The 23,775-nt window shown below is 67.4% G+C and carries 23 protein-coding genes; 19 read left to right on the forward strand and 4 right to left on the reverse strand.

Translation table 11 applies throughout. The features are described 5' to 3' along the window. Window positions 1-56: 56 nt before the first annotated feature. Together ACE3TL_RS02425 and ACE3TL_RS02430 are read right to left on the reverse strand one after the other, a co-directional pair. Window positions 57-1,340, reverse strand: a complete 1,284-nt coding sequence (locus ACE3TL_RS02425) for a PAS domain-containing sensor histidine kinase (protein ID WP_374577145.1) — start codon at window positions 1,338-1,340, stop codon at window positions 57-59. After that, a complete protein-coding gene (locus ACE3TL_RS02430; RefSeq protein WP_374577060.1) occupies window positions 1,330-1,863 on the reverse strand; it encodes a response regulator in 534 nt (177 codons plus the stop codon). Before ACE3TL_RS02430 ends, ACE3TL_RS02425 begins: the two co-directional genes overlap by 11 nt. Window positions 1,864-2,042: 179 nt before the next feature. On the opposite strand from ACE3TL_RS02430, the gene ACE3TL_RS02435 reads away from it, so the two are divergent. The 9 genes from ACE3TL_RS02435 (at window position 2,043) to ACE3TL_RS02475 (ending at window position 12,519) form a co-directional block, all read left to right on the forward strand. Beyond that, complete coding sequence (locus tag ACE3TL_RS02435) at window positions 2,043-3,335, forward strand: efflux RND transporter periplasmic adaptor subunit (protein ID WP_374577061.1); 1,293 nt, start codon at window positions 2,043-2,045, stop codon at window positions 3,333-3,335. Between the two features lie 9 nt (window positions 3,336-3,344). Beyond that, window positions 3,345-5,003, forward strand: coding sequence for an ATP-binding cassette domain-containing protein (locus tag ACE3TL_RS02440; RefSeq protein ID WP_374577063.1), 1,659 nt, complete (start codon window positions 3,345-3,347; stop codon window positions 5,001-5,003). Window positions 5,004-5,010: 7 nt separating this feature from the next. Next, window positions 5,011-7,518: an ABC transporter permease gene (locus tag ACE3TL_RS02445; protein ID WP_374577064.1), complete on the forward strand. Its 2,508-nt coding sequence runs from the start codon at window positions 5,011-5,013 to the stop codon at window positions 7,516-7,518. A gap of 165 nt (window positions 7,519-7,683) precedes the next feature. After that, a complete protein-coding gene (locus ACE3TL_RS02450) occupies window positions 7,684-8,220 on the forward strand; it encodes a hypothetical protein (protein WP_374577065.1) in 537 nt (178 codons plus the stop codon). A 35-nt stretch (window positions 8,221-8,255) separates the two neighbouring features. Next, entirely contained in the window at window positions 8,256-8,465 is a 210-nt protein-coding gene (locus tag ACE3TL_RS02455; protein ID WP_374577067.1) for a DUF2945 domain-containing protein, read from the forward strand. 12 nt (window positions 8,466-8,477) lie between these two features. After that, window positions 8,478-9,026, forward strand: a complete 549-nt coding sequence (locus tag ACE3TL_RS02460) for a DUF488 family protein (protein WP_374577068.1) — start codon at window positions 8,478-8,480, stop codon at window positions 9,024-9,026. A gap of 112 nt (window positions 9,027-9,138) precedes the next feature. Continuing rightward, window positions 9,139-9,999, forward strand: coding sequence for an alpha/beta hydrolase (locus ACE3TL_RS02465; RefSeq protein ID WP_374577070.1), 861 nt, complete (start codon window positions 9,139-9,141; stop codon window positions 9,997-9,999). A 137-nt stretch (window positions 10,000-10,136) separates the two neighbouring features. Beyond that, complete coding sequence (locus ACE3TL_RS02470) at window positions 10,137-11,342, forward strand: saccharopine dehydrogenase family protein (RefSeq protein WP_374577071.1); 1,206 nt, start codon at window positions 10,137-10,139, stop codon at window positions 11,340-11,342. Between the two features lie 4 nt (window positions 11,343-11,346). Then, window positions 11,347-12,519 carry a carboxynorspermidine decarboxylase gene (locus ACE3TL_RS02475; RefSeq protein ID WP_374577072.1) on the forward strand — a complete coding sequence of 391 codons (1,173 nt, stop codon included), beginning with the start codon at window positions 11,347-11,349 and terminating at the stop codon, window positions 12,517-12,519. 32 nt (window positions 12,520-12,551) lie between these two features. On the opposite strand, the gene ACE3TL_RS02480 is transcribed toward ACE3TL_RS02475, so the two are convergent. Next, window positions 12,552-12,806, reverse strand: a complete 255-nt coding sequence (locus ACE3TL_RS02480; protein ID WP_374534101.1) for a DUF2171 domain-containing protein — start codon at window positions 12,804-12,806, stop codon at window positions 12,552-12,554. Window positions 12,807-13,084: 278 nt separating this feature from the next. Here ACE3TL_RS02480 and ACE3TL_RS02485 point away from each other — a divergent pair, with 278 nt between their 5' ends. The 7 genes from ACE3TL_RS02485 to ACE3TL_RS02515 all read left to right on the forward strand — a co-directional run bounded on the left by ACE3TL_RS02485 (window position 13,085) and on the right by ACE3TL_RS02515 (window position 19,765). Further along, window positions 13,085-13,672, forward strand: coding sequence for a homogentisate 1,2-dioxygenase (locus tag ACE3TL_RS02485; RefSeq protein ID WP_374577074.1), 588 nt, complete (start codon window positions 13,085-13,087; stop codon window positions 13,670-13,672). Window positions 13,673-13,682: 10 nt separating this feature from the next. Further along, window positions 13,683-14,684 (forward strand): cytochrome-c peroxidase, encoded by a 1,002-nt coding sequence (locus ACE3TL_RS02490; protein ID WP_374577076.1) that lies wholly within the window; start codon window positions 13,683-13,685, stop codon window positions 14,682-14,684. 83 nt (window positions 14,685-14,767) lie between these two features. Then, window positions 14,768-15,550: a DUF169 domain-containing protein gene (locus ACE3TL_RS02495; protein ID WP_374577077.1), complete on the forward strand. Its 783-nt coding sequence runs from the start codon at window positions 14,768-14,770 to the stop codon at window positions 15,548-15,550. Between the two features lie 258 nt (window positions 15,551-15,808). Beyond that, on the forward strand, window positions 15,809-17,218 hold the full coding sequence (locus ACE3TL_RS02500; RefSeq protein WP_374577079.1) for a circularly permuted type 2 ATP-grasp protein: 1,410 nt from the start codon (window positions 15,809-15,811) through the stop codon (window positions 17,216-17,218). Window position 17,219: 1 nt separating this feature from the next. Then, window positions 17,220-18,155, forward strand: a complete 936-nt coding sequence (locus ACE3TL_RS02505; RefSeq protein ID WP_374577080.1) for an alpha-E domain-containing protein — start codon at window positions 17,220-17,222, stop codon at window positions 18,153-18,155. Between the two features lies 1 nt (window position 18,156). After that, window positions 18,157-18,996 (forward strand): transglutaminase domain-containing protein, encoded by an 840-nt coding sequence (locus ACE3TL_RS02510; RefSeq protein ID WP_374577082.1) that lies wholly within the window; start codon window positions 18,157-18,159, stop codon window positions 18,994-18,996. Between the two features lie 22 nt (window positions 18,997-19,018). Further along, the gene (locus ACE3TL_RS02515; RefSeq protein WP_374577084.1) at window positions 19,019-19,765 is read left to right on the forward strand and encodes a peptidase; all 747 of its coding nucleotides are present in this window, start codon (window positions 19,019-19,021) and stop codon (window positions 19,763-19,765) included. Between the two features lie 48 nt (window positions 19,766-19,813). On the opposite strand, the gene gdhA is transcribed toward ACE3TL_RS02515, so the two are convergent. Further along, window positions 19,814-21,160: an NADP-specific glutamate dehydrogenase gene (gene gdhA, locus ACE3TL_RS02520; RefSeq protein ID WP_374577086.1), complete on the reverse strand. Its 1,347-nt coding sequence runs from the start codon at window positions 21,158-21,160 to the stop codon at window positions 19,814-19,816. 257 nt (window positions 21,161-21,417) lie between these two features. Between gdhA and ACE3TL_RS02525 the strand changes: the two genes are divergently transcribed. From ACE3TL_RS02525 to ACE3TL_RS02535, 3 genes are all read left to right on the forward strand, one after another. Continuing rightward, window positions 21,418-22,410, forward strand: coding sequence for an HWE histidine kinase domain-containing protein (locus ACE3TL_RS02525; protein WP_374577087.1), 993 nt, complete (start codon window positions 21,418-21,420; stop codon window positions 22,408-22,410). Next, complete coding sequence (locus ACE3TL_RS02530; protein WP_374577089.1) at window positions 22,407-23,168, forward strand: Crp/Fnr family transcriptional regulator; 762 nt, start codon at window positions 22,407-22,409, stop codon at window positions 23,166-23,168. The genes ACE3TL_RS02525 and ACE3TL_RS02530 overlap by 4 nt, the downstream gene beginning before the upstream one ends. 69 nt (window positions 23,169-23,237) lie before the next feature. Then, the gene (locus ACE3TL_RS02535; protein ID WP_374577090.1) at window positions 23,238-23,591 is read left to right on the forward strand and encodes a hypothetical protein; all 354 of its coding nucleotides are present in this window, start codon (window positions 23,238-23,240) and stop codon (window positions 23,589-23,591) included. Window positions 23,592-23,775 lie beyond the last annotated feature (184 nt).

Genomic DNA, 23,775 nt, shown 5'->3' on the forward strand with positions numbered 1-23,775 from the left:
CGTCCACTAATTCGGGGGAGGATCACTTTGAGTTCCCCTCCAATAGCGGACATCCATCAGCAGATGTATGTCGGGATCTGCAAGAGAAACGTCGTGCGATTACAATCTCGCCTATACTCAAGACGCCCGCCATGCGCCGTTGCGATCTGACGCGCGAGCGTCAGCCCGATGCCGGAGCCTTTTGGTTTGGTGGTGTAAAACGGCACGAACGCGGCCTCCGGCTCGACGAGGCCGGACCCGGTGTCCGAGACAGTGAAGCTGACGACGCCATCTTCGGCCACGCAGGCCAGGCGGACTTCGGGGTCTAGCCCTCCAGCGGCCGCATCCCTGGCATTGATGAGAAGGTTCAGCAGCGCCTGTTCGAGTAGGTCGACATCGACTTCGATCAACGCCTGCGGACGGCAGCTTGCGCAGACGAAGCGCACGCCCGACGTCGTCATCATCGTCCCTACCAGGCCGTCGAGCCTCGCCAGAACCTCGGCGGCCGTCACCTTGACCATCGCCCCCGGCGAGACCTCAGCCACCCGCCGGTAGCGCTCGACAAAGGTCATCAGGCCACTGCTGCGCCGGCTTATGATCTCCAAGGCGTCTGGCAGGATCTGCGCGTCGAGGCTCCCGGTCCCGACCCGCTGCAGCAAGCTCTGCGAGAGCGAGGCGATCGGCGTGAGCGAGTTCATCATCTCGTGCGCCAGAATCCGTACCAGATCGCTCTGGGCCTTAATCTCCACCAGATCCAGATCGCCAGCCAATGTCTGAAGCGATACCAAACGCCGCCCGCTCATGGCGGGAGTCCGAAAGACGCTGACCTGCATCAGAGCCGAACGGCCGCCCGCCAAGTCGACGATCTTGCGCCCGCCAGGGGTCCCAACATCCAGTCCGAGAGGCTTCCCAAGTCCAAAGCCCAGCTCGAACGCCGCGCGATTGCCGTGCAGCACCCGCCCCTGGTCGTCGACCACAAGCAGCGCCGCCAACGAGGTCTCCACCAGACTGTCGAGGAAGTCGATCTGCTCCTGGCGCGCCGCGCGAGCTGCTTCGAGCCGCGCCTGCGCGCGGCCCATGGCCGCGCCGAAGGCCGCAAACTGGCGCGGGGCCCGGGGCCACTCATAGCCCTGCGCCGCGACGCCATCGACGAACTGCGCCAAGACACGATCCGCCGAGCGTGACGCTCGGGCCAGATCCGCGGCCACGATGACGATCACCACGCCGAGCACGAGTGCGGTGGCATAGAGTTGGCGGGAGATGGCCAGGAAGGCGACCAGCGCCAATACGCCGATCAGCACCGCGCGCCAGACGACGCCGACCGCGAAAGCCGTTGCGCCCGCGCGCGCGTCAGAGGCCATGACGTTCAAGCCGCCGATAAAGCGCCGGCCGGGTCAGTCCCAGCATGGCGGCGGCGCGGGTCATGTTGCCGCCGCTGGAGGCCAGCACCCTGACGATCGCTCGGCGTTCGATCTCGCCCAGGGTCAGACCCGCCTCGGCCCGCCGCGTGCGCGTCGCCTCGGCCGCCTTCATCATCGCCGCTTCCAGCGCCTCGTTTCGCCACGGCTTGAGGACAAAGTCCTCGGCGCCGCGCTTCAGAGCCTCCACCGCCAGACTGACCCCGCCAAAGGTCGTCATCAGCACAACGGACAATTCGGGTTCGGACGCCTTGAGCCGCCCCAGCGCATCGAGCCCCTCATCGCCGCTCCGAGCACCGAGCGCAAAGTTCATGTCCAGCAACACCGCGTCGCAGCCGGCCGCGCGCGCCTCGATGTCCGCAGGCGACTCCGCCAAATCGACCTGCACCTGCGGTCCGCCCAGCGCCAGCGCCGCGGCCTTCAGCACGTCGGGGTCGTCATCGACAATCAGAAAGGCCAACGCCATGCCATCAGTCTATGGCGAAGCCCCGCCCCGGCAAGCCGCCGCCTTCCAAAGGGTTTGGACGGCATCTGTTCGCCCGGTCAGCCGGCGGTGTCCGTTTCCGGACGCTTTCTCCCCCGCCGCCGCCCACTGAACCGCGCAACCCCTTGCAGGGGCGCTGTTTCCTCTCTGGTCCGAACTGCGTGATCCTGTTGCTCGAGATGACCGAGAGCATGGACAAACCGATCGCAAGGCCAAGGTGGTGGCGGTCCCGCCGCACCCTGCTTGCGGGCTGTGCTGGCCTTGCCCTCGCCGCATTGGTCCTCACTGTCACGATGGCGGGCTTCGGCGCACGCTCCTCTGTTCGCACGCCGGCGGCCAATCTGACGATCGACACAGTCCGCCACGACGTCTTCCAGGACTTTGTCACCCTGCGGGCCAAAGTCGTTCCGCGCGACATCGTCTATCTCGATGCTCTGGAGGGTGGGCAGGTCGAACAGGTCTTCGTGCAGCCTGGCGACTTAGTGGCGTCCGGCCAGCCGCTCCTGCGCTTCCGCAACACCGCGCTGGAGCTTGAGGTTCTCGACCGCGAGGGGCGGTTGGTAGAATCCATCACCCAGCTGCAGACCTACGAGAAGCAGCTGGAGGACACACGCCTCGCCAACGAAAAGGCCGTCGCCCGCATACAGTACGACATCGTCCGGCTGCAACGCTCCGCCGAACGACGCGACGCCCTGCTCGCCAAGGGTTATGTCAGCCGCGACCAGCACGAGGCGGTGCACGACGAACTGGCGTACAATCGCGGACTGCTGCCGCTGCAGCTCACCGCCAACCGCGAGCAGGAGACCCTGCGTCGCCGGCAGACCCCCCAGATCCAGGCCGAGCTGGCCAGTCTGCGCGAAAGCCTGGTCATCACCCGCGCGAAGCTTGAGAGCCTCGTGCTCCGGGCGCCCATCGCTGGCCGCTTGACCGACATGGACCTCAAGGTCGGAGAAATCCGCGACCGCGGCCAGCGACTGGGGCAGATCACGCCCAATACGGGGTTCAAGCTGCAGGCCGATATCGACCAGTACTATCTCGAGCGCGTCCGGGTCGGACAGCAGGGCCAGGTGGAGATCGCCGGCCGCTCGAGCGCGTTTCGGGTCGTCCGAGTAGATCCCCAGGTCAAGAACTCCACCTTCCAGATCGAGATGGCCTTCGACCAGGCGCCACCCTCGGGCCTGCTGCCCGGGCAGGCGCTGGAGGGCCGGCTGACGCTCGGGGGCGATCGGAAGGGTCTCGTGCTGGCCGCAGGTCCGTTCCTTGAGCGCTCGGGCGGCGACTGGGTGATGGTGCTGAACGACGGCGGGCGGCGGGCTGAGCGCCGGCGCGTGCGCCTTGGCCGCCGCAACGCCGAGCAGGTGGAGGTCCTGAGCGGCCTCACCGCCGGCGAGCGCGTCCTGACATCGGACTACACGAGCTTTGAGAAAGTCGATCAGGTGATCCTGACGAAATAGGAGGGCGGCATGCTGAGACTGGAATCGATCAGCAAGATCTACCGGACCGAAGAGATCGAAACCCTGGCCCTGAACGAGATCTCCCTGGAGATCGCGCCGGGAGAGTTCGTCGCGATCATGGGGCCGTCGGGCTGCGGCAAGTCCACCCTGCTCAATGTGCTGGGCCTGCTCGATGGGCCGTCCAGCGGGGCCTACCACTTCTTTGGCGAAGAAGTGGCCAGCTACCCCGAGCGCCAGTTGACCGCCCTGCGCCGCGACCACATCGGGTTCGTGTTCCAGAGCTTCAACCTGATTGACGACCTCTCGGTCGCCGAGAACGTCGAGGTCGCCCTCCTTTACCGCCGCGTCCCTGCGGGTGAACGGCGCAGGCGCGTGATGGCAGCGCTGGAGCAGGTCGGCATGGCCCACCGCGCGCGCCATCGTCCCAAGCAATTGTCCGGCGGCCAGCAGCAGCGGGTCGCCGTGGCCCGCGCGCTGGTCTCCGAACCAAGCCTGATCCTCGCCGACGAACCGACCGGCAATCTCGACACCGCCAACGGCGAGGCGGTTATGGCGATGCTCACGGGCGCGGCGGCGGCCGGCGTCACGGTGGTCATGCGGCTCGACACCGACAAGGTCATGCTGGTGTTCTCGCGCCCGTGCTCGGAGCAACTGCGTGATCAGTTGCGCGCCCTGCCCGGCGTCCGCAGCGCCGCCTGCGCCTCGGCCAATGCGCTCAACCTCTCCGAAGACCGCCACACCGTCGTGATCGACGGGAGGAAGGTCGATCTCGCCGTCGCCCCAGTCGACTTCGACTTCTTCCAGGTGTTCGGCCTTCGCCCTGTCGCCGGGCGTTTCTTCGACCGCACCCGCCCCGCCGATGGAGACCTCACGCTCGAGGACGCCAATCCACCTGTCGTCATCAACGAGGCGGCCGCCCGTCGCCTGGGCTTCAAGAGCCCAACCGCGGCGGTGGGCGCCACGATCCTCTGGCCCGGCGTCTGGGACGAGAGCCAGCGCCGCGACACCTTTACTCTGCCGCCGCTGCGTCCCTCACGTGTGATCGGGGTCGCCCCCGACTTCACCCTGGGATCGATGCGCGAGCCGATCCAGCCGGCGCTCTATTCGATCGGCCGTAACCTGCCGCCCTATTCCGTGGCGCTGGCGGCCAAGCTCGACGGCGCGCAGCTCCCGCAAACCCTCAACGAGGTCGACCGGATCTGGCGGCGCGTCGGCGGCGGTGAGCCGAAGCTGCAGGTCTTCGTCGATCAGTTCACGCTGCGCCTCTACATCGACACCCTGATACAGGGCGCGACCATCGCGCTGGCGGCGCTCATCGCCCTCTCCATCGCAGGCCTCGGTCTCTTTGCGCTGTCCGCCTACACGACCGAGCGCCGGACCAAGGAGATCGGGATCCGCAAGGCGATGGGCGCGGGGTCGTCCGATGTTCTGCGTCTTCTGCTCTGGCGGTTCAGTCGTCCTGTGCTGATCGCCAACCTCATCGCTTGGCCGATCGCCTGGCTGGTGATGCGCCAGTGGCTGCAGACCTTCGCCTATCGGGTCGAGCTCGCGCCCTGGACGTTCCTGGCCGCTGGCGTCGGCGCCCTGGTCATGGCCTGGGCCGCCGTTCTGGCTCACGCTCTGCGTGTCGCCCGCGCCAAACCCGTCAACGCCCTGCGCTACGAGTAGGCCACGCATGTTCCGCAATGTTCTGGCGGCGGCCCCGCGCAATCTGGGCCGCAACCGCTTCTACGGGACCCTCAGCATCGCCGGGCTGGCGCTCGGCTTGGCCGCCGCGATCCTCACCGCGCTCTACGTTCGCAGCGAGCTGTCCTACGACCAGTTCGCGGCGGAGAGCGAGCGCACGTTCGTCGTAACTTCTGACCTGCGCTCACCAGGCGAGGCCCAGGTTCTCTCCGACTACGCTCCGGCCTGGATCGGTCGCCGTATCTCGCAAGGCGTGCCGCAGGTGAGCGCCGCAGCGCGCCTGGCCTATGATCAGGTCAGCCTGCGCCACGGCCAAGTCTCCGCGCGTGAGAACCTGGCTTGGGTGGACCCGGACTTCTTTGCCGTTCTGCGCCTGCCAGCCCTCGCCGGCGATCCGCGCGAGGCCCTCAGCGATCCGGCCGGAGTGGTCATCACTCGGTCGCTCGCCCGCAAGTACTTCGGCGCCGAGGCGCCGCTTGGCCGGAGCCTCGAACTGGACGGCCACCACAGCCTGCGCGTCAGGGCTGTCCTGGCCGACTTCCCTCCCGAGACCCATTTGACCCAGCAGGTGTTCGCCTCAGGCCGCGCCTCGTTCTCACGGCTCGCCCGCATCGACGCCGGCTCCAACCCGAACCAGGGATTCGCCACCTGGCTGGTCACACCGCAGCCGGGCCGCTCGCCACCCTTCCGGTTCGAAGCCGTCCGCCTGCGCACCTATGTCCGCCTGGAAGACCCTGGTCATGCGCCCGCCGCGGCCGACGCCCTCAACCGGCTTGCGGTAAGCAGCGCCATCCGCGCCGGTCTGCCGCCCGGCTCCAGCGTGCGGCTGGGACTGGCTCCCCTCACCTCACTGCACCTGCAGGACTTTCGCGGCGCCAACCTGGGCGCCGGCGACGTCCGCTCCAGCCGTGGGGCGCTCCTTGGTCTTGCCGCAGCCGCCGCGCTCGTCCTCGCCCTGGCTCTGATCAACCTGATCAACCTGACGACGGCCCGGGCCGGGCAACGCGCGGTCGAGGTCGGCGTCCGCAAGGCCGCTGGCGCCCGCCGACGCGATCTAGTCGTTCAGTTCGTAGGCGAAGCCTCGTTGCAGGTCATCGCCGCTCTGGTTCTGGCGATCGCCGTTGTCGAACTGATGCTCCCGGCCCTCAACGCCTTCCTCGGCAAGGCGATGAGCTTTCCCTACTGGCGCGATCCAAGCTCAGCGCTCGCCCTCGCCGCAGGGGCCTTGGCGCTATCCCTCGCGGCCGGCGCCTACCCAGGCCTTGTGCTCTCAGCATTCCGCCCCGCCAGGGTTCTCAAGGGTGGTGGCCCCGTCGAGACGGCGGGCTCCGGCGGCGTCCGTCTTGCCCTTGTCGTGGGGCAATTCTCGGTCCTGATCGGCCTGGCAGTCGCCGTCAGCGTCGTCTGGATGCAGACCCGCTTCGCGACCGGTGAGGGGCTGCGGATGGACACCGACCAAGTGCTGGTGGTGCAGGCCACGCCCTGCCGCGGCGCCTTTGAGGCAGAGGTTCGCCGCCTCCCAGGCGTGCGCGCCGCGGCTTGCTCCTCGCGCAACCTGCTGGGCCTCGACGACTTCGATCCGGTCAAGAACGTGATGGACGCCAAGGTCGCCGGCGGCCCGACCGCCCATGCCGACATGGGCCTGGTCGACCAGCATTGGTTCGCGCTCTATGGCGTGCAGCCCCTCGCCGGTCGCCTCTTCTCGCGCCAGCACGGCAAAGACGAACTGCCGGTGCAGAACTTCCCGCAGCTCCAGCGCGGCTCGGTCGTGATCAATGTGGCCGCCGCCCGCGCCCTTGGCTTCGCCGGCCCGCAGGCTGCCCTCGGCAAGCAGATCCAGGTCGGGCCCGGCTACGGGGAGTTTGAGGTCATCGGGGTCACGCCCGACGTCACCCTCGACCTGAAGAGCGCGCGGGTGAAACCGACTTTCTTCTTGGTCGACTTCGCTAACTATCCGGCCGACCAGGTGCTGAGCATCAAGCTGGGCGGAGCAGACCTCCCCAAGACCGTCCGCGCCATCGACCAACTCTGGCGCTCATCGGGCCAGCCCGGCGAAATCCGCCGCCAGTTCCTGGACGACTATGTCGAGCAGCTCTACGTGACGACCATCCGGCAGGGCGTTCTGGTCAGCATGCTCTGCGGATTGGCCCTCTTACTGGCCGGCCTCGGGCTCCTAGGCCTGGCGGCGTTCACCGCGGAGCGACGCACCAAGGAGATCGGGGTGCGCCGGGCGCTGGGCGCCAGCCGGCGCGCCATCCTGCAGATGCTCGTTTGGCAGTTCACCAAACCCGTTCTTCTCGCCTGCCTGATAGCCTGGCCGATCGCCTGGCTGGTTATGCACGCCTGGCTTGAGGGCTTCGCCTACCGGATCGCTCTATCACCCTGGATCTTCATTGCCGCTGGTCTAGCTGCGCTAACTCTAGCCTGGTCAACGGTTCTGGCGCACGCCCTCAACGTGGTCGCCCGCAAACCGGTTGACGCCTTGCGACACGAATAGGTTCGTGCCAGCGAGGATCGCCCGCTGAGCGCTACATCGAGAAGTAAGTAGTGAGTTAGGCTATCCTCTCTAATAGACCGCGTAGAGAAATATAGCCTGAAAGCAGCATCCTATCGGAGATAAGTTGCCGCGCGACTGCCCCCTCCGCCACCCTTGCTCAGATCCTTGAAACACAAGGGGATCGAGCAAGCCCAGCTTCCCTTAGAGAATGAAGCACCGCCTGTCTGTCACACGTGTAGCAGATGGAATCTCGCCGACTATCTCGGCCTGCTGCAAGCGAGCGAAGATTGCCTCCTCCGCGGCTGGGCGGCGCTGCGCGAGGCGCACCCGACCACTCCCGATGTCGGCCAGCAGAGCGCGCTGTTCGCCGGCTGGTCGCGCGAGAATCTCGCCGCGCTCGCGCCTTATGCGGGGACTTACGGCGCGCGCCAGGAGGGTGAGCCGGAGGCCTTGGCGAGGGCGCTTGCCGTCGGTCGTCCGCAATCGGGTTTCGGCCTGATGCGCGACCTTCAGGCCCTGTGGCTGATGGCCAACGAAAGCTTCGTCTCGACGACGGTGCTCATCCAGGGCGCCCGCGCGCTTGGCGACCGCGATCTGGAGAAGAGCCTGCGCGAGATCGAGAACCGCAACGACCGCCAGCGCACCTGGCTCATGGCGCGTCTCCGGCAAGCCGCGCCGCAAACCCTGGCCGTTCCGTCCTGAACCTCGACGGCGCGGCGAACCGAGGAGCTCGAAAAATGGCGAAGCGATTCAAGATCGGCGATCATGTGACATGGAACTCCGAAGCCGGCCGGGTTTCGGGGACCATCATCGCCGTCCATACCCGCGACTTCGACTACAAGGGCCACACGCATCGCGCGACGGAAGACGACCCTCAATACGAGATCAAGAGCGACAAGACCGATCATGTCGCCGCGCACAAGGGCGGCGCCCTGCGCCATGTATGAGCGCGGCCAGGCATGACGCCGCCCTTCTTCACCATCGGCCATTCGAACCGCAGCCTGGAAGCGTTCGCCGGGCTTCTGCGCGACGCCGAGGTGGCGCTGCTCGTCGACGTCCGGAAAATCCCGATGTCGCGCGCCAATCCCCAGTTCAACGCGGACGCGTTGCCGGCCGCCCTGGAGCCCTTCCAGATCTTCTACGAGCATATCGCCGCGCTCGGCGGCCTGCGCGGCAAGGCCCCTGCGCTGCCTGCGGACATCAATGGCTTCTGGGAGAACAAGAGCTTCCACAACTACGCGGACTACGCGCTTTCCCAGCCTTTCCATGAGGGCTTGAAGCGCCTGATCGAGGCGGGGTGCGAGCGACGCTCAGCGATCATGTGTTCCGAAGCGGTCTGGTGGCGATGCCACCGCCGCATCGTCGCCGACTATCTCATCGCCAACGGCCAGACCGTGTTTCATATCCTGGGGCCGAACCGCATCGAGCCCGCGCGCCTGACCACGGGAGCCATCGTCCAGCCCGACGGGACCGTCCGCTATCCCGCTCCGCATGGCCCTCAACGATGATCGAGAAGGTATTGGAGCGCAAATCGGGAGATTGCTATTGGCTTGGCTGCGGCGGTGGCGGCGTCGCCGACCGGCCGCCTACGATCCCTGCCGCCCGTCACGAAGGGTTCAGATGACCAACCTCACCACCCCGTTCCGATACCGTGGCTCCGATGGTCAGGCTCTGGCTGGTTATCGTTGGTCGGCGGCCTCGGCCCAGCCTCGCGCCGTACTGCAACTGGCCCACGGCGCCGGCGAGCACGCCGGGCGCTATCGCGCGGTTCTCCAGCCCTTGCTCGACGCCGGCTACGTCATCTACGCCGCCGACCATCGCGGCCATGGGCTTACCTCCGGCATGTCCGGCCTCGGCAGTTTCGGCGCCGGCGGAGCGCCCGCCTGCGTCGACGACATGGCGACGCTGGCCCGCCTCGCCCGCGAAGCAAATCCTGGCCTGCCGCTCGTGCTCATGGGCCATTCCATGGGCGCCATGTTCGCGCAGGCCTTCATCCTCGACCATTCGGACCTGATCGACGGGCTGGTCCTGTCGGGAACGGCGGGCCCGGGACCACGGACGCCCGGCGGCCCGAACAGCGTCTACAAGACCCCACGGACCGACTACGACTGGCTGAGCCGCGCGCCGGCCGAGGTCGACGCCTACATCGCCGACCCGTTCTGCGGCATCCAGTTCGATGCGGACTCCGCAGCCTCGTTCGCATCGCTGCGCGAGCGGCCGGCCTCGCCTGACGCCCTCGCCGCGGTGAAGCCGGGCCTGCCGATCTATATATTCGTGGGCGACGAAGACCCCATCAACCACAAGCTCGAACGAATCCATCCCCTGGTCGCGAACTATCGCGCCGCAAACCTGGCGGTGGACCTGAAGGTCTATGCCGGCGGCCGTCACGAGATGCTCAACGAAACCAATCGGGACGAGGTCGTCGCCGACCTCCTGGCCTGGCTCGACGCGACGGTCGGTCGCCTCGCCGCGGGAGTCTGAACACACCGCCCGCCGAACCGCGCGACGATCAAATTTGCTCGGGGCTGGGCATCGGCCGCCCCGACCTCGTATAAGGCCCGCCCGGCGCGCCGGGAAAGGATGCGTGTCGTCAGGTCGCGGTGGCAGGAGATGTGAAGATGAGCAAGGTGCTAGTGATCGGCGCCGGCGGCGTGGGATCTGTCGCCGTCCACAAGATGGCGATGAACTCGGACGTCTTCTCCCAGATCACCTTGGCGAGCCGTCGCCGCGCCAAATGCGACGCGATCGCCGTCTCGGTGAAGCAGCGGACGGGCGTGAGCATCGAGACCGCGGAGCTTGATGCCGACGACGTGGAGGCGACCGCCGCGCTGATCGACCAGGTGAAGCCGGAACTGGTGGTCAATCTCGCCCTCCCCTACCAGGATCTCTCGATCATGGAGGCCTGCCTGAAGGCCGGGGCCAACTATCTCGACACCGCCAACTACGAGCCGCGCGACGAGGCCAAGTTCGAATATGGCTGGCAGTGGGCCTACCAGGACCGGTTCAAAGACGCTGGGCTGACGGCGGTGCTGGGCTGCGGCTTCGATCCGGGCGCGACCTCGGTGTTCGCCACCTACGCCCGCAAGCATCTGCTCGACCGGATCGACACCCTCGACATCCTCGACTGCAACGGCGGCGACCATGGCCATCCGTTCGCCACCAACTTCAACCCGGAGATCAACCTGCGCGAAGTCACCGCGCCCTCGCGTCACTGGGAAGACGGCCGGTGGGTGGAAGGCCCGGCCCTGTCGAACAAGCAGTCGTTCGACTTCGCCGAGGTCGGCCCCCGCAACATGTACCTGATGTATCATGAGGAACTGGAGTCGCTGGCGCGCTTCTATCCGGAAATCCGGCGCATCCGGTTCTGGATGACCTTCGGCGACAGCTACCTGAAACACCTGGAAGTCTTGTCGAATGTCGGGATGACCCGCATCGACCCGGTCAGCTTCCAGGGCGTGGAGATCGTCCCCCTGCAATTCCTGAAGGCGCTGCTGCCCGAGCCCTCGTCCCTGGGGGCGGTCACCCGCGGCAAGACCAATATCGGTGTCATCGCCACCGGCCAGAAGGACGGCGAAGAGAAGACCGTCTACATCTACAATGTCTGCGATCACGAGGAGGCCTATGCCGAGACCGGCAGCCAGGCCGTCAGCTACACCACCGGCGTGCCGGCGATGATTGGAGCGCGGCTGATGCTGACCGGCGCCTGGTCGGGCGCAGGGGTCTTCAATATGGAGCAACTGGACCCCGATCCCTTCATGGACCTGATGAACAGCCAGGGCCTGCCTTGGCAGGTGCGGGACCTGCCCGCGCCGCTGGCCTTCTGATCGCATGGAGACCCAAGCCGGCGGCCCTGGCGCCTTTGCGCGCTTCGACCTTGGCCGTGTCCCCTCGCCTTGTTTCGTGGTCGATGCAGCGGCGGTCCGACGCAACCTCGAGGTTCTAGGGGATATCGCGGACCACAGCGGGGCCAGGGTGCTGCTCGCCCTCAAGGCCTTTTCGATGTGGGCCCTGGGCGATCTGGTCGGCGAGCGCCTGCACGGGGTCTGCGCCTCCGGGCTCTGGGAGGCGCGGTTGGCGCGCGAGCATTTCAAAGGCGAGTTGACGACCTATGCACCGGCCTATCGCGCGGCGGACCTGCCCGAAATCCTGCGCCTGTCCGACACGGTGATCTTCAATTCGCCGGCCCAGATCGCCCGGTTCGAGGCGGTGATTTCACAGGCGCGGGCCGATGGCGAGGTGTTCGAGATCGGCTTGCGCCTGAACCCCGAGCACAGCGAGGCGCCCGTCGCCAAGTACGATCCCTGCTGCCCCGGATCGCGCCTGGGCTTTCCGGTGTCGCAACTGCGGCCCGAGCATCTGCGCGGCGTCGACGGCCTGCATGTCCACGCGCTTTGCGAACAGGGTTTCGAACCCCTGCAGCGACTCTGGAATGCGCTGGAGCCGCAGATCGAGAGCCTGCTGCCCGGCCTGAAGTGGGTGAACCTCGGGGGCGGCCATCACATCACCCGCGCCGACTACGCCCGCGAGGACCTGATCGCATTCGTACAACGCATCCGGGGCCGGCATGGCGTCGAGGTCTATCTGGAGCCTGGCGAGGCGATCGCCCTGGATGCGGGAATCCTGGTCGGCGAAGTCCTCGACGTCTTCGAGAATGGCGCGCAGGTGGCGATCACCGATATTTCGGCGACCTGCCACATGCCCGATGTGCTGGAGGCCCCCTATCGTCCGGCGATGCTGGGCGAAGCAGACGACGGCATGGTCGTCCGCCTGGGCGGGCCGTCCTGCCTGGCCGGCGACGTCATCGGCGACTACCGGTTCGCGCAGACGCCCAGCCCGGGAACGCGCATCGCCTTCCTCGACCAGGCCCACTATTCGATGGTGAAGACCACCACCTTCAATGGGGTCCCTTTGCCCGCCATCGCCCTCTGGAACAGCGAAACCGACGACCTGCGCCTGGTGCGGGAATTCGACTACGAAGATTTCCGCGATCGGTTGTCCTGAAGGGGCAGAACGCCAGACCGGCGCCCTTCAGGTCAAAGGTCCACGGGACGGCCCGAAGCCTCTTCCTCGAGCGTCACCGCGACGTCGGCGTTGGCGGAAAGGCGCACCCTGTCCCCTTCCACATCGGCGACGAAGCCGAGCTCGATATAGTGATGATGCTTGCCGTGCGCGCCGAAGCCGTCGCGCTTCTTCAGCTTGATGCGCGAGCCGTCCACTCGGTCCACCGTCCCCACATGCACGCCATCCGCACCGATGACTTCCATGTCCGCCTTGATCTCGTCAGTCATCTCTCGTCCTCCATCGACCGACAACGCAATGACTACTCAGATTGTTCACGCCGCCGCCCGGTGGCGCGCGCCGCGACCCGCGGAAACGATGCCTCAAGACCGATGCAGGCTCAGGCTTCTGCATGCGCGGGCGGCCGAGAGACTTTGGCACGCCTCGCGATCAGCTCGCCATAGCAAGTATTGGCTTGATGAACATCAAGCCAAATCCTGACGTCCAATCCTTGAGCCTCATATGTCCCGGCGATATGTAGAATAGCTACATATCGTGGAGATGTTCGATGCAATCCTGGCCCGCCGCGCTGCTGGTGCAACGCCGACGAGGAACGACGTTCAAAGCCCTTCGTATTGCGGCCGCGGCCTGGCCTGTGCTGGCCCTGGCCGCCGGACAGGCCCTGGCGCAACAACCGCCGCCGGAGACCTGCACGGCCATCAGCGATGAAGGCCTGCCCCCCGCCCTGGCGGGCTGGGCGAGCCGCTCGCCCGTGACCGCCGCCGCCGACGTCTCCGGCGTGGGCGCCGCGCAGCTTCCCGTCGGACGGTCGATCGCCGCCAAGCTTCGGCCGACCCGCGACGTCGTCTTTCCGGTGCTTCCCGCCCAGCCCGGCGGCTCGGTCAGCCACAGCGGCCTGTTCGAACTGCCGATCACCGAGGCGGGCGACTACCAGATCTCCTTGGGCGGCGGCGCGTGGATCGACGTGGTGAGCGGGGAAAGCAGCATCCAGTCCTCGCGGCACGGTCCCGGCCCGGCGTGCTCCAGCGTCCGCAAGACCGTGACCTTCCCGCTGCAACCCGGCCGATACGTAGTCACGATCACTGGGGCCGGCGATCCGGAGTTGGTCCTCATGGCCTCGCACGCCGCGCCCTGAAGATCACACCATGAGGATCTTGGCCGCCGCCGTCTGCGCCGTCGCTGCGATCGGATGCGCGGCGGCCGCCCCCGATTTCGACTGGGGTCTTCCGCGCGGCGTGGCGCCGCCGCCGGTCCCGGCCGATAACCCGATGTCTGCGGCCAAGGTCGAGCTCGGGCGGCGGCTTTTCTACGACGCGGACCTGTCGATCGACGGAACCCTGTCCTGCGCAAGCTGTCACGAGCAGCACAACGGCTTTGCGCACAGCAATCCCACGCGCCCGGGCGTCAAGGGCGCGGCCGGCCGGCGAAACCCCATGGGCCTCGCCAATGTCGGCTACTTCAAGACACTCACCTGGGCCGATCCGGGGCTGACGAGCCTCGAACAGCAGGCGAACGTGCCCATCGTCGGCCTGCATCCCGTCGAGATGGGGATGCACGGTCAGGAGGCCGAGATCGCGCGGCGGCTGGGCGGCGACGCCTGCTACCGTCAGATGTTCGCCGCCGCCTTCCCGGAGGAGGAAGGCGCGATTTCATTGGCCGCGACGACCAAGGCCATCGCCGCCTTCCAAAGGACGCTGGTCTCCTGGTCCTCGCCCTATGACCGCTATCTGCGCGGCGAGCGCGCGGCGATCTCGCAGGTCGCCCGCCAAGGCGCACGCCGCTTCCAGACAGCGGGCTGCAGTCAGTGTCATGCAGGCCCGGCCTTCACCGATGGCGAGTTCCACGTGATCGCGCCGATCCGCGGCGCCGATGAAGGGGCCTATGAGAAGACCGGCCGCAAGGCCGACCGCGCCGCGTTCCGCACGCCTTCGCTCCGAAACCTCGAGGTCACGGCGCCCTACCTGCATGACGGCTCGGCGAAAACGCTCGAAGCGGCGATCATGGCCCATGAGGGCGTCCCGCGCCTCGCCGACCAGGACCTGGCGCAGATCGAGGCGTTCCTCCGAACCCTCACCGATCCCGACTTCCTCAAGGCGGAGCGGTTTTCGGTTCCAAAATCCTTCTGCGGGGTCGCTCGCCTCCGCTGAGCATCAGGACGCCTCCAGCGGCCCCGCCAAACGGCTCGCCCGCCTTCGAAACTCGGCTAAGCTGGTTTCAGGGAGAAACGCCGATGACAGACGACAGCAAGATTCAGGACTGGCCCGCCATCGTCGGAGAGCTGGAGCGGCTGCTCAAGCTGCGCTCCATCCCCTTCGGCATGAAGATGTTCGAACGTCGCGAGGACATGGAGGCGATCGAGCGCATTCGGCGTCCTTCGGCGGTCCACACCCTCGACCAGGTGGTCGGCCAGGCTTCGCGCCTCGGCTGGACGGTGGGCGTCACGGCCGACGATCTCGTCGGCGCCCAGTGTCGGGCCGTGGTGGGGCTGGGCTCGGCCAAGTCCGACGCCTGGCGGTCGGGCCGGCACATGACCGGGGTCTGGTTCTCCACGGAGGAGGACGCCGCCGCCCACCAGGCGGCGATGAACTGCGTCCCCGACGGCCGCTACGAGGCGCTCGCCGTCGGACCGCTGTCGACTGGCAAACTCGATCCGCCGGACATCGCCCTCTTCTACGCCACGCCCGGCGCGATGATCTATTTCATCAACGGCCTGCAATGGGCCGGCTACAAGCGGTTCGACTGGAGCGTGGTGGGAGAGAGCGCCTGCGCCGACAGTTGGGGCCGCGCCCTGACCAAGCGCGAGCCGAGCCTTTCCATCCCCTGCTTCGCCGAGCGCCGCTATGGCGGGGTGCTGGACGACGAGATGCTGATGGCCACGCCGCCGGAACACCTCCTCAAGGCCATCGAGGGGATGAAGGCGCTGTCCAAGAACGGCTTTCGCTATCCCTTCCCGCAATACGGCGTCCAGCAGGACGTCCGCACCGGCATGGCGGTCAGCTACGCGCCGAGTTAGGCAAGTGCGGAGCGCGGCCGCTATCGTCGCGCCCGGACGCCCCACGCTCCGCATCTGATGCAATTTGCATCATTTCGATGGTGCGCAAGCCCTCGCTTGCACAAATTTCATGCAATTCGCCTCATCAGGCGCCGACGCCTCTCCCGGCGAGGTGAGCCCGACCGCCAGAGTGGGGGCGATGAGGATGACATCGGACACCATCGCCGCGCTCCATGGGCGCTCGACCGCGCGCGGCGCGCCGATCGGCCTGGAGCGCCCATGAGTTTCTTCGAGATGACGGACGCGGCCGGCCGCGTGCGACCCTGCTACGCCGGCGTCCAGCAATGGGTCGAGGCGGTCGGCGTCGATGGCCTGAGGGCCCGCCTCAAGGAGGCCGAGACCATCTTCCGTCGCATCGGGATCACCTTCGCGGTCTATGGCGAGGGCGGCGACCCGGAGCGGCTGATCCCGTTCGACCTGTTGCCGCGCATCTTCTCCGGCGCGGAATGGCGGCTGCTCGACCGCGGAATCCGCCAGCGCGCCCAGGCGCTCAACGCCTTCCTCTACGACGTCTATCACCGCGGCGAGATCATCAAGGCCGGGATCGTGCCAGCAGACCTCGTCTATCGGAACCGCGCCTTCGAGCCCGAGATGATCGGCTTCGAACCGCCGGGTCGGGTCTACAGCCACATCGTCGGCATCGACATCGTGCGTACGGACGAGGGCCGCTTCCAGGTGCTGGAGGACAACTGCCGAACGCCGTCTGGCGTAAGCTACATGCTCGAGAACCGGGAGATCATGCAGCGCATGTTTCCCGAACTGTTCGGCTCGACGCGGGTCGCCCCGGTGGACTCCTATCCGAGCGACCTCCTCTCCACGCTCAAGGAAGTGGCCCCCGCCGGAGCGGGCAGCGACCCGACCGTGGTGGTGCTGACGCCCGGCGCGTTCAACTCGGCCTATTACGAGCACAGCTTCCTGGCCGACCTCATGGGCGTGGAGCTGGTCGAGCCGATGGACCTCTATGTCGACGACAACCGCGTGTGGATGAAGACCACGCGCGGCCCCAAGCGGGTCGACGTCATCTATCGGCGGATCGACGACGAATATATCGATCCCCTCACCTTCCGCCCCGACAGCCTGCTGGGCGTGCCGGGCCTGTTCGGAGCCTATCGGGCCGGCGGGGTCACGCTCTGTTCGGCCCCCGGCGCAGGGATCGCCGACGACAAGGCGATCTACCTGTTCGTGCCGGAAATGATCCGTTTCTACCTCTCCGAGACGCCGATCCTCGACAACGTGCCGACCTGGCGCTGCGCCCTGCCGGACGAACGCGCCCACGTCCTCGACCATCTGCACGAGCTCGTCGCCAAGGAGGTTCACGGATCGGGCGGCTACGGCATGCTGATCGGCCCGCAGGCCACGGCGGCCGAGGTCGCCGCCTATGCCGAGCGTATCCGCGCCAATCCCGCCGACTTCATCGCCCAGCCGACGCTCGCCCTCTCCACGGCCCCGATCCTCGGCGACGCGGGCGTGGCGCCGCGCCATGTCGACTTCCGGCCCTATTGCCTGGTCGGCAAGCAGATGCGGCTGGTTCCCGGCGGCCTGACGCGGGTGGCGCTCACCGAAGGGTCGCTGGTCGTCAATTCGTCACAGGGCGGCGGGGTCAAGGACACCTGGGTGCTGGACGACTGAGATGCTGAGCCGCACCGCAGAGAACATCTTCTGGATGGCGCGCTACATCGAGCGCGCCGAGAGCACCGCGCGCCTGATCCAGATGGGGCAGCGCATGACCATCCTGCCCGGCCCGATCCATCGCGAGGAATGGCGCTCGGTTCTGCAGGTCAGCGGCTCGGACGGCCTGGTGGGCGGCGAGCGCGTCGTGGACGAGGAGGACATCGTCCGCCTGCTGGTCCTCGACGAGACCAATCCCTCTTCGATCTGCTCGTGCCTCGGCCGCGCGCGGGCGAACGGCCGGGCCGTGCGCACCGCCCTGACCCAGGACATGTGGGAGGCGCTCAACGACGACTGGCGGCGGCTGGAGACCTACGACCTGCCGCGAGCGCGCCGCGACCTGTCCGAACTGCTCGACTGGGTGAAGACGCGCGCCTCCACCTTCCGCGGCACGGTCGAAACCGGCCAGCTCCGCAACGAGGGGCACGATTTCCTGCGGATCGGAGGCGCCATCGAACGCGCGGAAATGACCCTGCGCCTGCTAGACGTGAAGTACTATGTCCTGCTGCCGGAAACCGCGGTGGTCGGCGGGGGGCGCGATCACTACCAGTGGACCTCGGTCCTGCACGCCCTGACCGCGGCCAGGGCCTATCATCACGTCTATGGCGGCGCCGGCTATACGCCCTGGCAGATCGCCGATCTCCTGATCCTCAACCCCCAGTTCCCACGCTCTGTCGCGTTCTGCTTCGGCCAGATCTCCTGGCACCTCGACCGCCTCGCCCAGGCGCACGGGCAGCGCGGCGCCGCGCACGAGACCGCTGCGACCATGCTGGCCGAACTGCGCGGACGCGAGCGCGGCGAGATCTTCGAGGACGGCCTGCACGAGTTCGTCGCCAACGCGCTCATCGTCACCAACCGGCTCTCGCGAGAGATCGCGCAAGCCTATCATTTCGCCTGACATGATCCTCGTCGTCCGCCACCTCACCGCATTCCGCTATCCCGGGGGCGCCGCCGGCGTCGCGCTTCGCCTGAAGCTCTTTCCGCAGAGCTTCGAGGGCCAGCGGGTGATCGACTGGCATGTGAGCGTCGATGGGGTCGAGGTGGAGAATTGGATCACCGGCGGCTACGGCGAGCGCTTCGCCCAATGGCTGGACCGGCGCCCGCGCGACAGCCTGGACATCGTCGCCTGGGGACAGGTCGAGACCAAGGACCGCTCCGGCGTCGTCAGCGGCCTGCGCCGGCCCTGCGCGCCGGCCGTGTTCCTGCGCGATACGCCGCTGACCCAGGCCGACGAGGCGATCCTGGCCCTGGGCGACGGGCTCCAGCCCGGCGCGGCGGCGCTTCCGGGCCTGCACGCCCTGAGCGCCAGGGTGCGCGAGGCCCTGCCCTATCGCGTGGGCGTGACGGGCTCGGCCACGTCCGCCGCCGCGGCCCTGGCTGGCGGCGGCGGGGTCTGCCAGGACCACGCCCATGTGTTCATCGCTGCGGCGCGCTCGAAGGGCGTGCCGGCGCGCTATGTCGCCGGCTACCTCCTGGCCGGCCAGGACGAGGACCAGCAGTTCGAGACCCACGCCTGGGCCGAGGCGTTCGTCGACGGTCTGGGCTGGATCGGCTTCGACGTCGCCAACGGCATCTGCCCGACCGACCATTATGTGCGTATCGGCGCGGGGCTGGACGCGCACGACGCCGCCCCGGTCCGGGGGCTGGTCACCGGCGGCGGGCCGGGCGACCTTGTGGCGGATGTCCGAATCGCCGCCGGCGACAGCGACATCGACGCCATGCTTCAACAACAGCAGTAAGAGCCCCAGGGGACGACGAGAGATGACCTACTGCGTGGCCGTACGCGTCTCCGACGGCCTGGTGATGCTGTCCGACACCCGCACCAACGCCGGCGTCGACAACATCTCGAGGTTCTCCAAGATGTTCACCTGGGAGGTTCCCGGCGAGCGGGTCATCGCCATCATGACCTCCGGCAACCTGTCGATCACCCAGGGCGTCATCACCCGCATCAACAAGGCCGTCGAGCGATCCCGCGAGGACCCGACCGTGGAGTCGATCCTCAACGCCGACAGCCTCTATCACGCCGCCGAGCTGGTCGGCGAAGCCATGCAGGGCCTGCAGGACCGCTACCGCAACTCGATCCAGGCCGGCGGCGCCGGCGCAGACGCCACCGTGGTCGTCGCCGGCCAGCGACGGGGCGGCCGCCACCGCCTGTTCATGGTCTATTCGGCGGGCAATTTCATCGAGGCGGCCGACGATACGCCCTACTTCCAGCTCGGCGAGCACAAGTACGGCAAGCCGATTCTCGATCGCGTGCTGTCCATCGACTCCCCGCTCGACCAGGTGGTGAAGGCGGTTTGCGTGTCCATGGATTCCACGCTTCGCTCCAACCTCACGGTCGGCATGCCGCTTCACCTCGCCGTCATCCGGCGCGATCGCTACGCCTTCGACGTGCGCCGCAGGATCGAGGCGGACGACCCGGAGTTCGAGGCGATCTCGCAGCACTGGGGATCGGCCCTGCGTGACGCTTTCGCCGAACTGCCCGACATCGTGGACTTCGTTCGATAGACCGCATCAGACTCCGCCCGGCTGGCCGGGCGAAGCCTTTGCAGTCGGTCAGACGACGCCGAAGGCCCGCATAGCTTCGGCCACCCGGACGAAGCCGGCGATGTTGGCGCCCAGCACGTAGTCGCCGGGAGCGCCGTATTCCTCGGCGGTTTCGGCGCATCGGTCGTGGATGCCGCGCATGATCGCCGCCAGCCGGGCCTCGGTCTGTTCGAAGGACCAGCTATCGCGCGAGGCGTTCTGCTGCATCTCCAGCGCCGAGGTGGCCACGCCGCCGGCGTTGGCCGCCTTGCCCGGCGCGAAGAGGACGTTGGCCGACTGGAAGGTGCGCACCGCATCGGGCGTGCACGGCATGTTGGCGCCTTCGCCGACCACGACCACGCCGTTCGCCACCAGGGTCCTGGCGTTCTTGCCGGTCAGCTCGTTCTGGGTCGCCGAGGGCATGGCGACCTCGCACGGCACGTCCCAGACGCTGCCGCCCTCGACATAGCGCGCCGAGCCGCCTCGCAGGGCGACATAGTCGGCGATGCGCCCGCGCCGCACTTCCTTCACGTCCTTCAGGAGCTCCAGGTCGATCCCGGCGTCGTCGACCACGTAACCGTTGGAGTCCGAGCAGGCGATGACGACCCCGCCCAGTTGCTGCAGCTTCTCGATGGTGTAGATCGCCACGTTGCCCGAGCCGGAGACGACCGCCTTGCGGCCTTCCAGCCCCTCGCCGCGACGCGCCAGCATGCTCTCGACGAAATAGACCGCGCCATAGCCGGTGGCTTCGCGCCGGGCCTGCGAGCCGCCATAGACCAGACCCTTGCCGGTCAGCACGCCGGCCTCGTAGCGGTTGGTGAGGCGCTTGTACTGGCCGAACATGTAGCCGATCTCGCGGCCGCCGACGCCGATGTCGCCCGCGGGTACGTCGGTATATTCGCCCAGGTGCCGGTGCAGTTCGGTCATGAACGACTGGCAGAAGCGCATGATCTCGCCGTCCGAACGGCCGCGCGGGTTGAAGTCCGAGCCGCCCTTGCCGCCGCCGATCGGCATGCCGGTGAGGGCGTTCTTGAAGATCTGCTCGAAGCCCAGGAACTTGATGATCCCCAGGTTCACCGACGGGTGGAAACGGATGCCGCCCTTGTAGGGACCGAGCGCCGAATTGAACTGGACGCGGAACCCACGGTTGATCTGAACCTGGCCCTGGTCGTCGACCCACGGCACGCGGAAGATGATCTGCCGCTCCGGCTCGCAGATCCGCTCGATCAGCGCATCGTCGGCATAGTCCGGGTGCTTGGCGACCACGCGGCCCAGGCTTTCGAGCACCTCGCGCACGGCCTGGTGGAATTCTTCTTCACCGGCGTTTCGGCTCAGCACCTCGGCCAGAATGGGTTCCAATTTCTCGTCGACCGGCATGGATATCCCCCTAGCGTTCGGCACATCTGACTGAAAGTCCGGTCTTCTACGTGAAGAAAACCGCCGGAGGCCAGGGCGTTTGTCGCAATGCTCACGCCCAGCATGCGAAAAGCGCCGCCGTTTGGCGTGCGTCGAAGGTCGTCCGCAGACCAGCAAATGTGAATTCGACCTGCCTGGAAATGCGCCATCAAGGGCTGGCGCTTGTGGGGCGCAAGCCGCAGAAAGTGATCTTCGGCACGATGGATTGGCGAGACAGGGTGAGTTCGAAGGATCAGGGGTTGCAGTCCGGCGCCGGCGGGACCGAACCGGACTCGCTCCATCAGGCGCGCCTGCGCCTCGCCGCCGAGGCGGGCGCGCCCGGCGAGGTCGAGATCGATCCCGACACCCTCGAACTCCGCTGCTCTCCCCGCGCCCTCGACATCCTGCAGATGGCCTCGCCGCCCGCCGGGCGTAGCTGGCTGCAGCTTGTCCACCCGGGCGAGCAGGCCGCCGTGGAGCTGGCCATCGGCCTGGGGCTGCTCGGGCTCGAAACGCGCCGCATCCGCCTGATCGCAGGAAGTCCGCAGCCAAGACATCTCGTCCTGCGCCTCGCCGAGGCCGACGACGACGGCGCAAGGCGTCTGCCGGGCCTGCTCTCCATCGCCGAGGCTGCGGACGACGGGCCGCAGGCGCAGGACCGCGTGAAAACCGTCCTGGCCATCGTCCGCGTGCTGGCCCGCCGCACGCGCGAGAACGCCCCCGATCTCGACGCCTACGCCTCGCATCTCGATGGCCGCCTCGCCGCCCTGGCCCGCGTCCATGGCGCGCTGGGACGGCGTCCGGCCGGCGCCGACCTGGAGGAACTGGTCCGCGAGGAACTGCTGCAGCACAAGGCCGAGGACGTCGAGGGCGTCTCGATTTCCGGACCGCCCATACGTCTGAGCGGTTCGGCTGCGGAATATCTGGCCCTGGCCCTGCACGAGCTGGCGGTCAACGCCATGAAGTTCGGCGCCCTGACCGTTCCGGGCGCGCGGCTGTCGGTGACCTGGACGCGCCTCGACGCCGCCGATGGGCCGGCCTTGCGCTTCTGCTGGCGCGAAGAAGGCGTTCCGGTTCTTGCAACCAATCCGCGGCGGACAGGGTTTGGAAGGCAGCTTCTCGAGCAGGGACTTCCCTACCAACTCGGCGCCAGGACGAGATTCAGCTTCGAGCCGGGGGGTCTGTGCTTCGACCTCGAATTCTCCCCGACCGATGCGGAGGCTGATGCATGAGCGCGATCCGAGAGCGCACGGCCTGCCGCGCCGTCGCCGCCCTCAACCGGCTGTCTTCGCTCGCCGACCTGTCGGAAGCGAGCATCCGGCTGATCCAGGACCTCAGCGATCTCAGCTCCATTCCCGCAGGCGTCGAACTGGGCAGCGAGCGGGAAGCGGCGCTGCGGCCGCGGTTCGTCCTGGGCGGCTGGGCCGCGCGCGTGCGCTGGCTCCCCGACGGTCGCAGGCAGATCCTGAATTTCATCCTGCCCGGTGAATCCATCGGGGTCTGCGAGCGGCCGAGCCCGCTCTCCCTGGCCACCATGGTGTCGCTGACGCCGATGCAGTTCATCGACGCCGTCCCCGTCCAGCGGGCCTTGAACTCGACCGACCCGACCTTCGCCGATCTGCGCGATGCGATCCATATGGCCGCCAGCCTCGACGAGGCGTTCCTGCTGTCGCAGGTCCTGCGGCTGGGCCGGCAGACGGCGTATGAGCGCCTGTGCCACCTGCTGCTCGAGCTGCGCGACCGCCTGAGCATGTGCGGCCTGGGCGAGGAGACGCACTTTCCCCTGCCGCTGACCCAGGAGACCCTGGCCGACGCCACCGGCCTCAGCATCGTCCACATCAATCGGGTGCTTCAGCAGTTGCGCCGCGAGGGCCTGGTCGCCGTACACGGCGGGCGCGCCCGCCTGCTGCAGCCCGAATTGCTCCGCACCATCGCCGACTACCGCAAACCTCTGGTTTCAGCAGAAGCTCCACTTCGCCCTCTGTTTTAACATGAGTGAATGTCGAAGCCTCGTCCGTCCGCCTTAAGCACGGGTGTTGGATGAGCTGCGGGGCGAGGCGTGGGTCGCAAGAAGATCGAACTGGCGGGCCTGAGAGTGCTCGTGGCCGATAGCCAGTGGCTGCTGGCTCACGAGACGGTCAGCCAACTGCACCGCGAGGGCGTGGAAGTCGAAGGGCCCGTCGCCACCGTCCAGGCCGCCATCGACATCGTCCGTCGGGGGCCCCTGGACGCCGCCATCGTCGAGGCGGGGCTGCGTGGCGGCGACCTGGCGGGCCTGCGCGCATTGCTGGCCGCCAAGGCGATCCCGGTCGCCTGGATCGCCGAAGCCGGGCAAGGCGACGCCAGTCGCTTCGACCGAGGGGCCGACGCCGCGCAGTTCCTCCGCGCCTTGCTCGCCCCGGATCTCAGCTAAAATTCAGATATTCATCACGCGATGCGCTTCAAAGCCAACGTGAATACTCCACACCCTGGCCTTTTCAGGCCTGACACATGGCTCCGCCACGCGCTCGCCAGATATTGGCCAATATTTGTCGCCGCCGCTCAAATTGTCGCCAGCCTATAACATATGATAACGCCAACCTTCCCATATTTGTTGT

This window comes from Phenylobacterium sp., from assembly GCF_041920015.1.
Taxonomy (GTDB): Bacteria; Pseudomonadota; Alphaproteobacteria; order Caulobacterales; family Caulobacteraceae; genus Phenylobacterium.

What these genes read in the sequence shown, in the direction of transcription:
- ACE3TL_RS02425 (WP_374577145.1), bottom strand. Translation starts at nt 1,340, where the DNA reads ATGGCCTCTGACGCGCGCGCGGGCGCAACGGCTTTCGCGGTCGGCGTC.
- ACE3TL_RS02430 (WP_374577060.1), bottom strand. Translation starts at nt 1,863, where the DNA reads ATGGCGTTGGCCTTTCTGATTGTCGATGACGACCCCGACGTGCTGAAG.
- ACE3TL_RS02440 (WP_374577063.1), top strand. Translation starts at nt 3,345, where the DNA reads ATGCTGAGACTGGAATCGATCAGCAAGATCTACCGGACCGAAGAGATC.
- ACE3TL_RS02445 (WP_374577064.1), top strand. Translation starts at nt 5,011, where the DNA reads ATGTTCCGCAATGTTCTGGCGGCGGCCCCGCGCAATCTGGGCCGCAAC.
- ACE3TL_RS02455 (WP_374577067.1), top strand. Translation starts at nt 8,256, where the DNA reads ATGGCGAAGCGATTCAAGATCGGCGATCATGTGACATGGAACTCCGAA.
- ACE3TL_RS02460 (WP_374577068.1), top strand. Translation starts at nt 8,478, where the DNA reads ATGACGCCGCCCTTCTTCACCATCGGCCATTCGAACCGCAGCCTGGAA.
- ACE3TL_RS02465 (WP_374577070.1), top strand. Translation starts at nt 9,139, where the DNA reads ATGACCAACCTCACCACCCCGTTCCGATACCGTGGCTCCGATGGTCAG.
- ACE3TL_RS02470 (WP_374577071.1), top strand. Translation starts at nt 10,137, where the DNA reads ATGAGCAAGGTGCTAGTGATCGGCGCCGGCGGCGTGGGATCTGTCGCC.
- ACE3TL_RS02475 (WP_374577072.1), top strand. Translation starts at nt 11,347, where the DNA reads ATGGAGACCCAAGCCGGCGGCCCTGGCGCCTTTGCGCGCTTCGACCTT.
- ACE3TL_RS02480 (WP_374534101.1), bottom strand. Translation starts at nt 12,806, where the DNA reads ATGACTGACGAGATCAAGGCGGACATGGAAGTCATCGGTGCGGATGGC.
- ACE3TL_RS02485 (WP_374577074.1), top strand. Translation starts at nt 13,085, where the DNA reads ATGCAATCCTGGCCCGCCGCGCTGCTGGTGCAACGCCGACGAGGAACG.
- ACE3TL_RS02490 (WP_374577076.1), top strand. Translation starts at nt 13,683, where the DNA reads ATGAGGATCTTGGCCGCCGCCGTCTGCGCCGTCGCTGCGATCGGATGC.
- ACE3TL_RS02495 (WP_374577077.1), top strand. Translation starts at nt 14,768, where the DNA reads ATGACAGACGACAGCAAGATTCAGGACTGGCCCGCCATCGTCGGAGAG.
- ACE3TL_RS02500 (WP_374577079.1), top strand. Translation starts at nt 15,809, where the DNA reads ATGAGTTTCTTCGAGATGACGGACGCGGCCGGCCGCGTGCGACCCTGC.
- ACE3TL_RS02505 (WP_374577080.1), top strand. Translation starts at nt 17,220, where the DNA reads ATGCTGAGCCGCACCGCAGAGAACATCTTCTGGATGGCGCGCTACATC.
- ACE3TL_RS02510 (WP_374577082.1), top strand. Translation starts at nt 18,157, where the DNA reads ATGATCCTCGTCGTCCGCCACCTCACCGCATTCCGCTATCCCGGGGGC.
- ACE3TL_RS02515 (WP_374577084.1), top strand. Translation starts at nt 19,019, where the DNA reads ATGACCTACTGCGTGGCCGTACGCGTCTCCGACGGCCTGGTGATGCTG.
- gdhA (WP_374577086.1), bottom strand. Translation starts at nt 21,160, where the DNA reads ATGCCGGTCGACGAGAAATTGGAACCCATTCTGGCCGAGGTGCTGAGC.
- ACE3TL_RS02530 (WP_374577089.1), top strand. Translation starts at nt 22,407, where the DNA reads ATGAGCGCGATCCGAGAGCGCACGGCCTGCCGCGCCGTCGCCGCCCTC.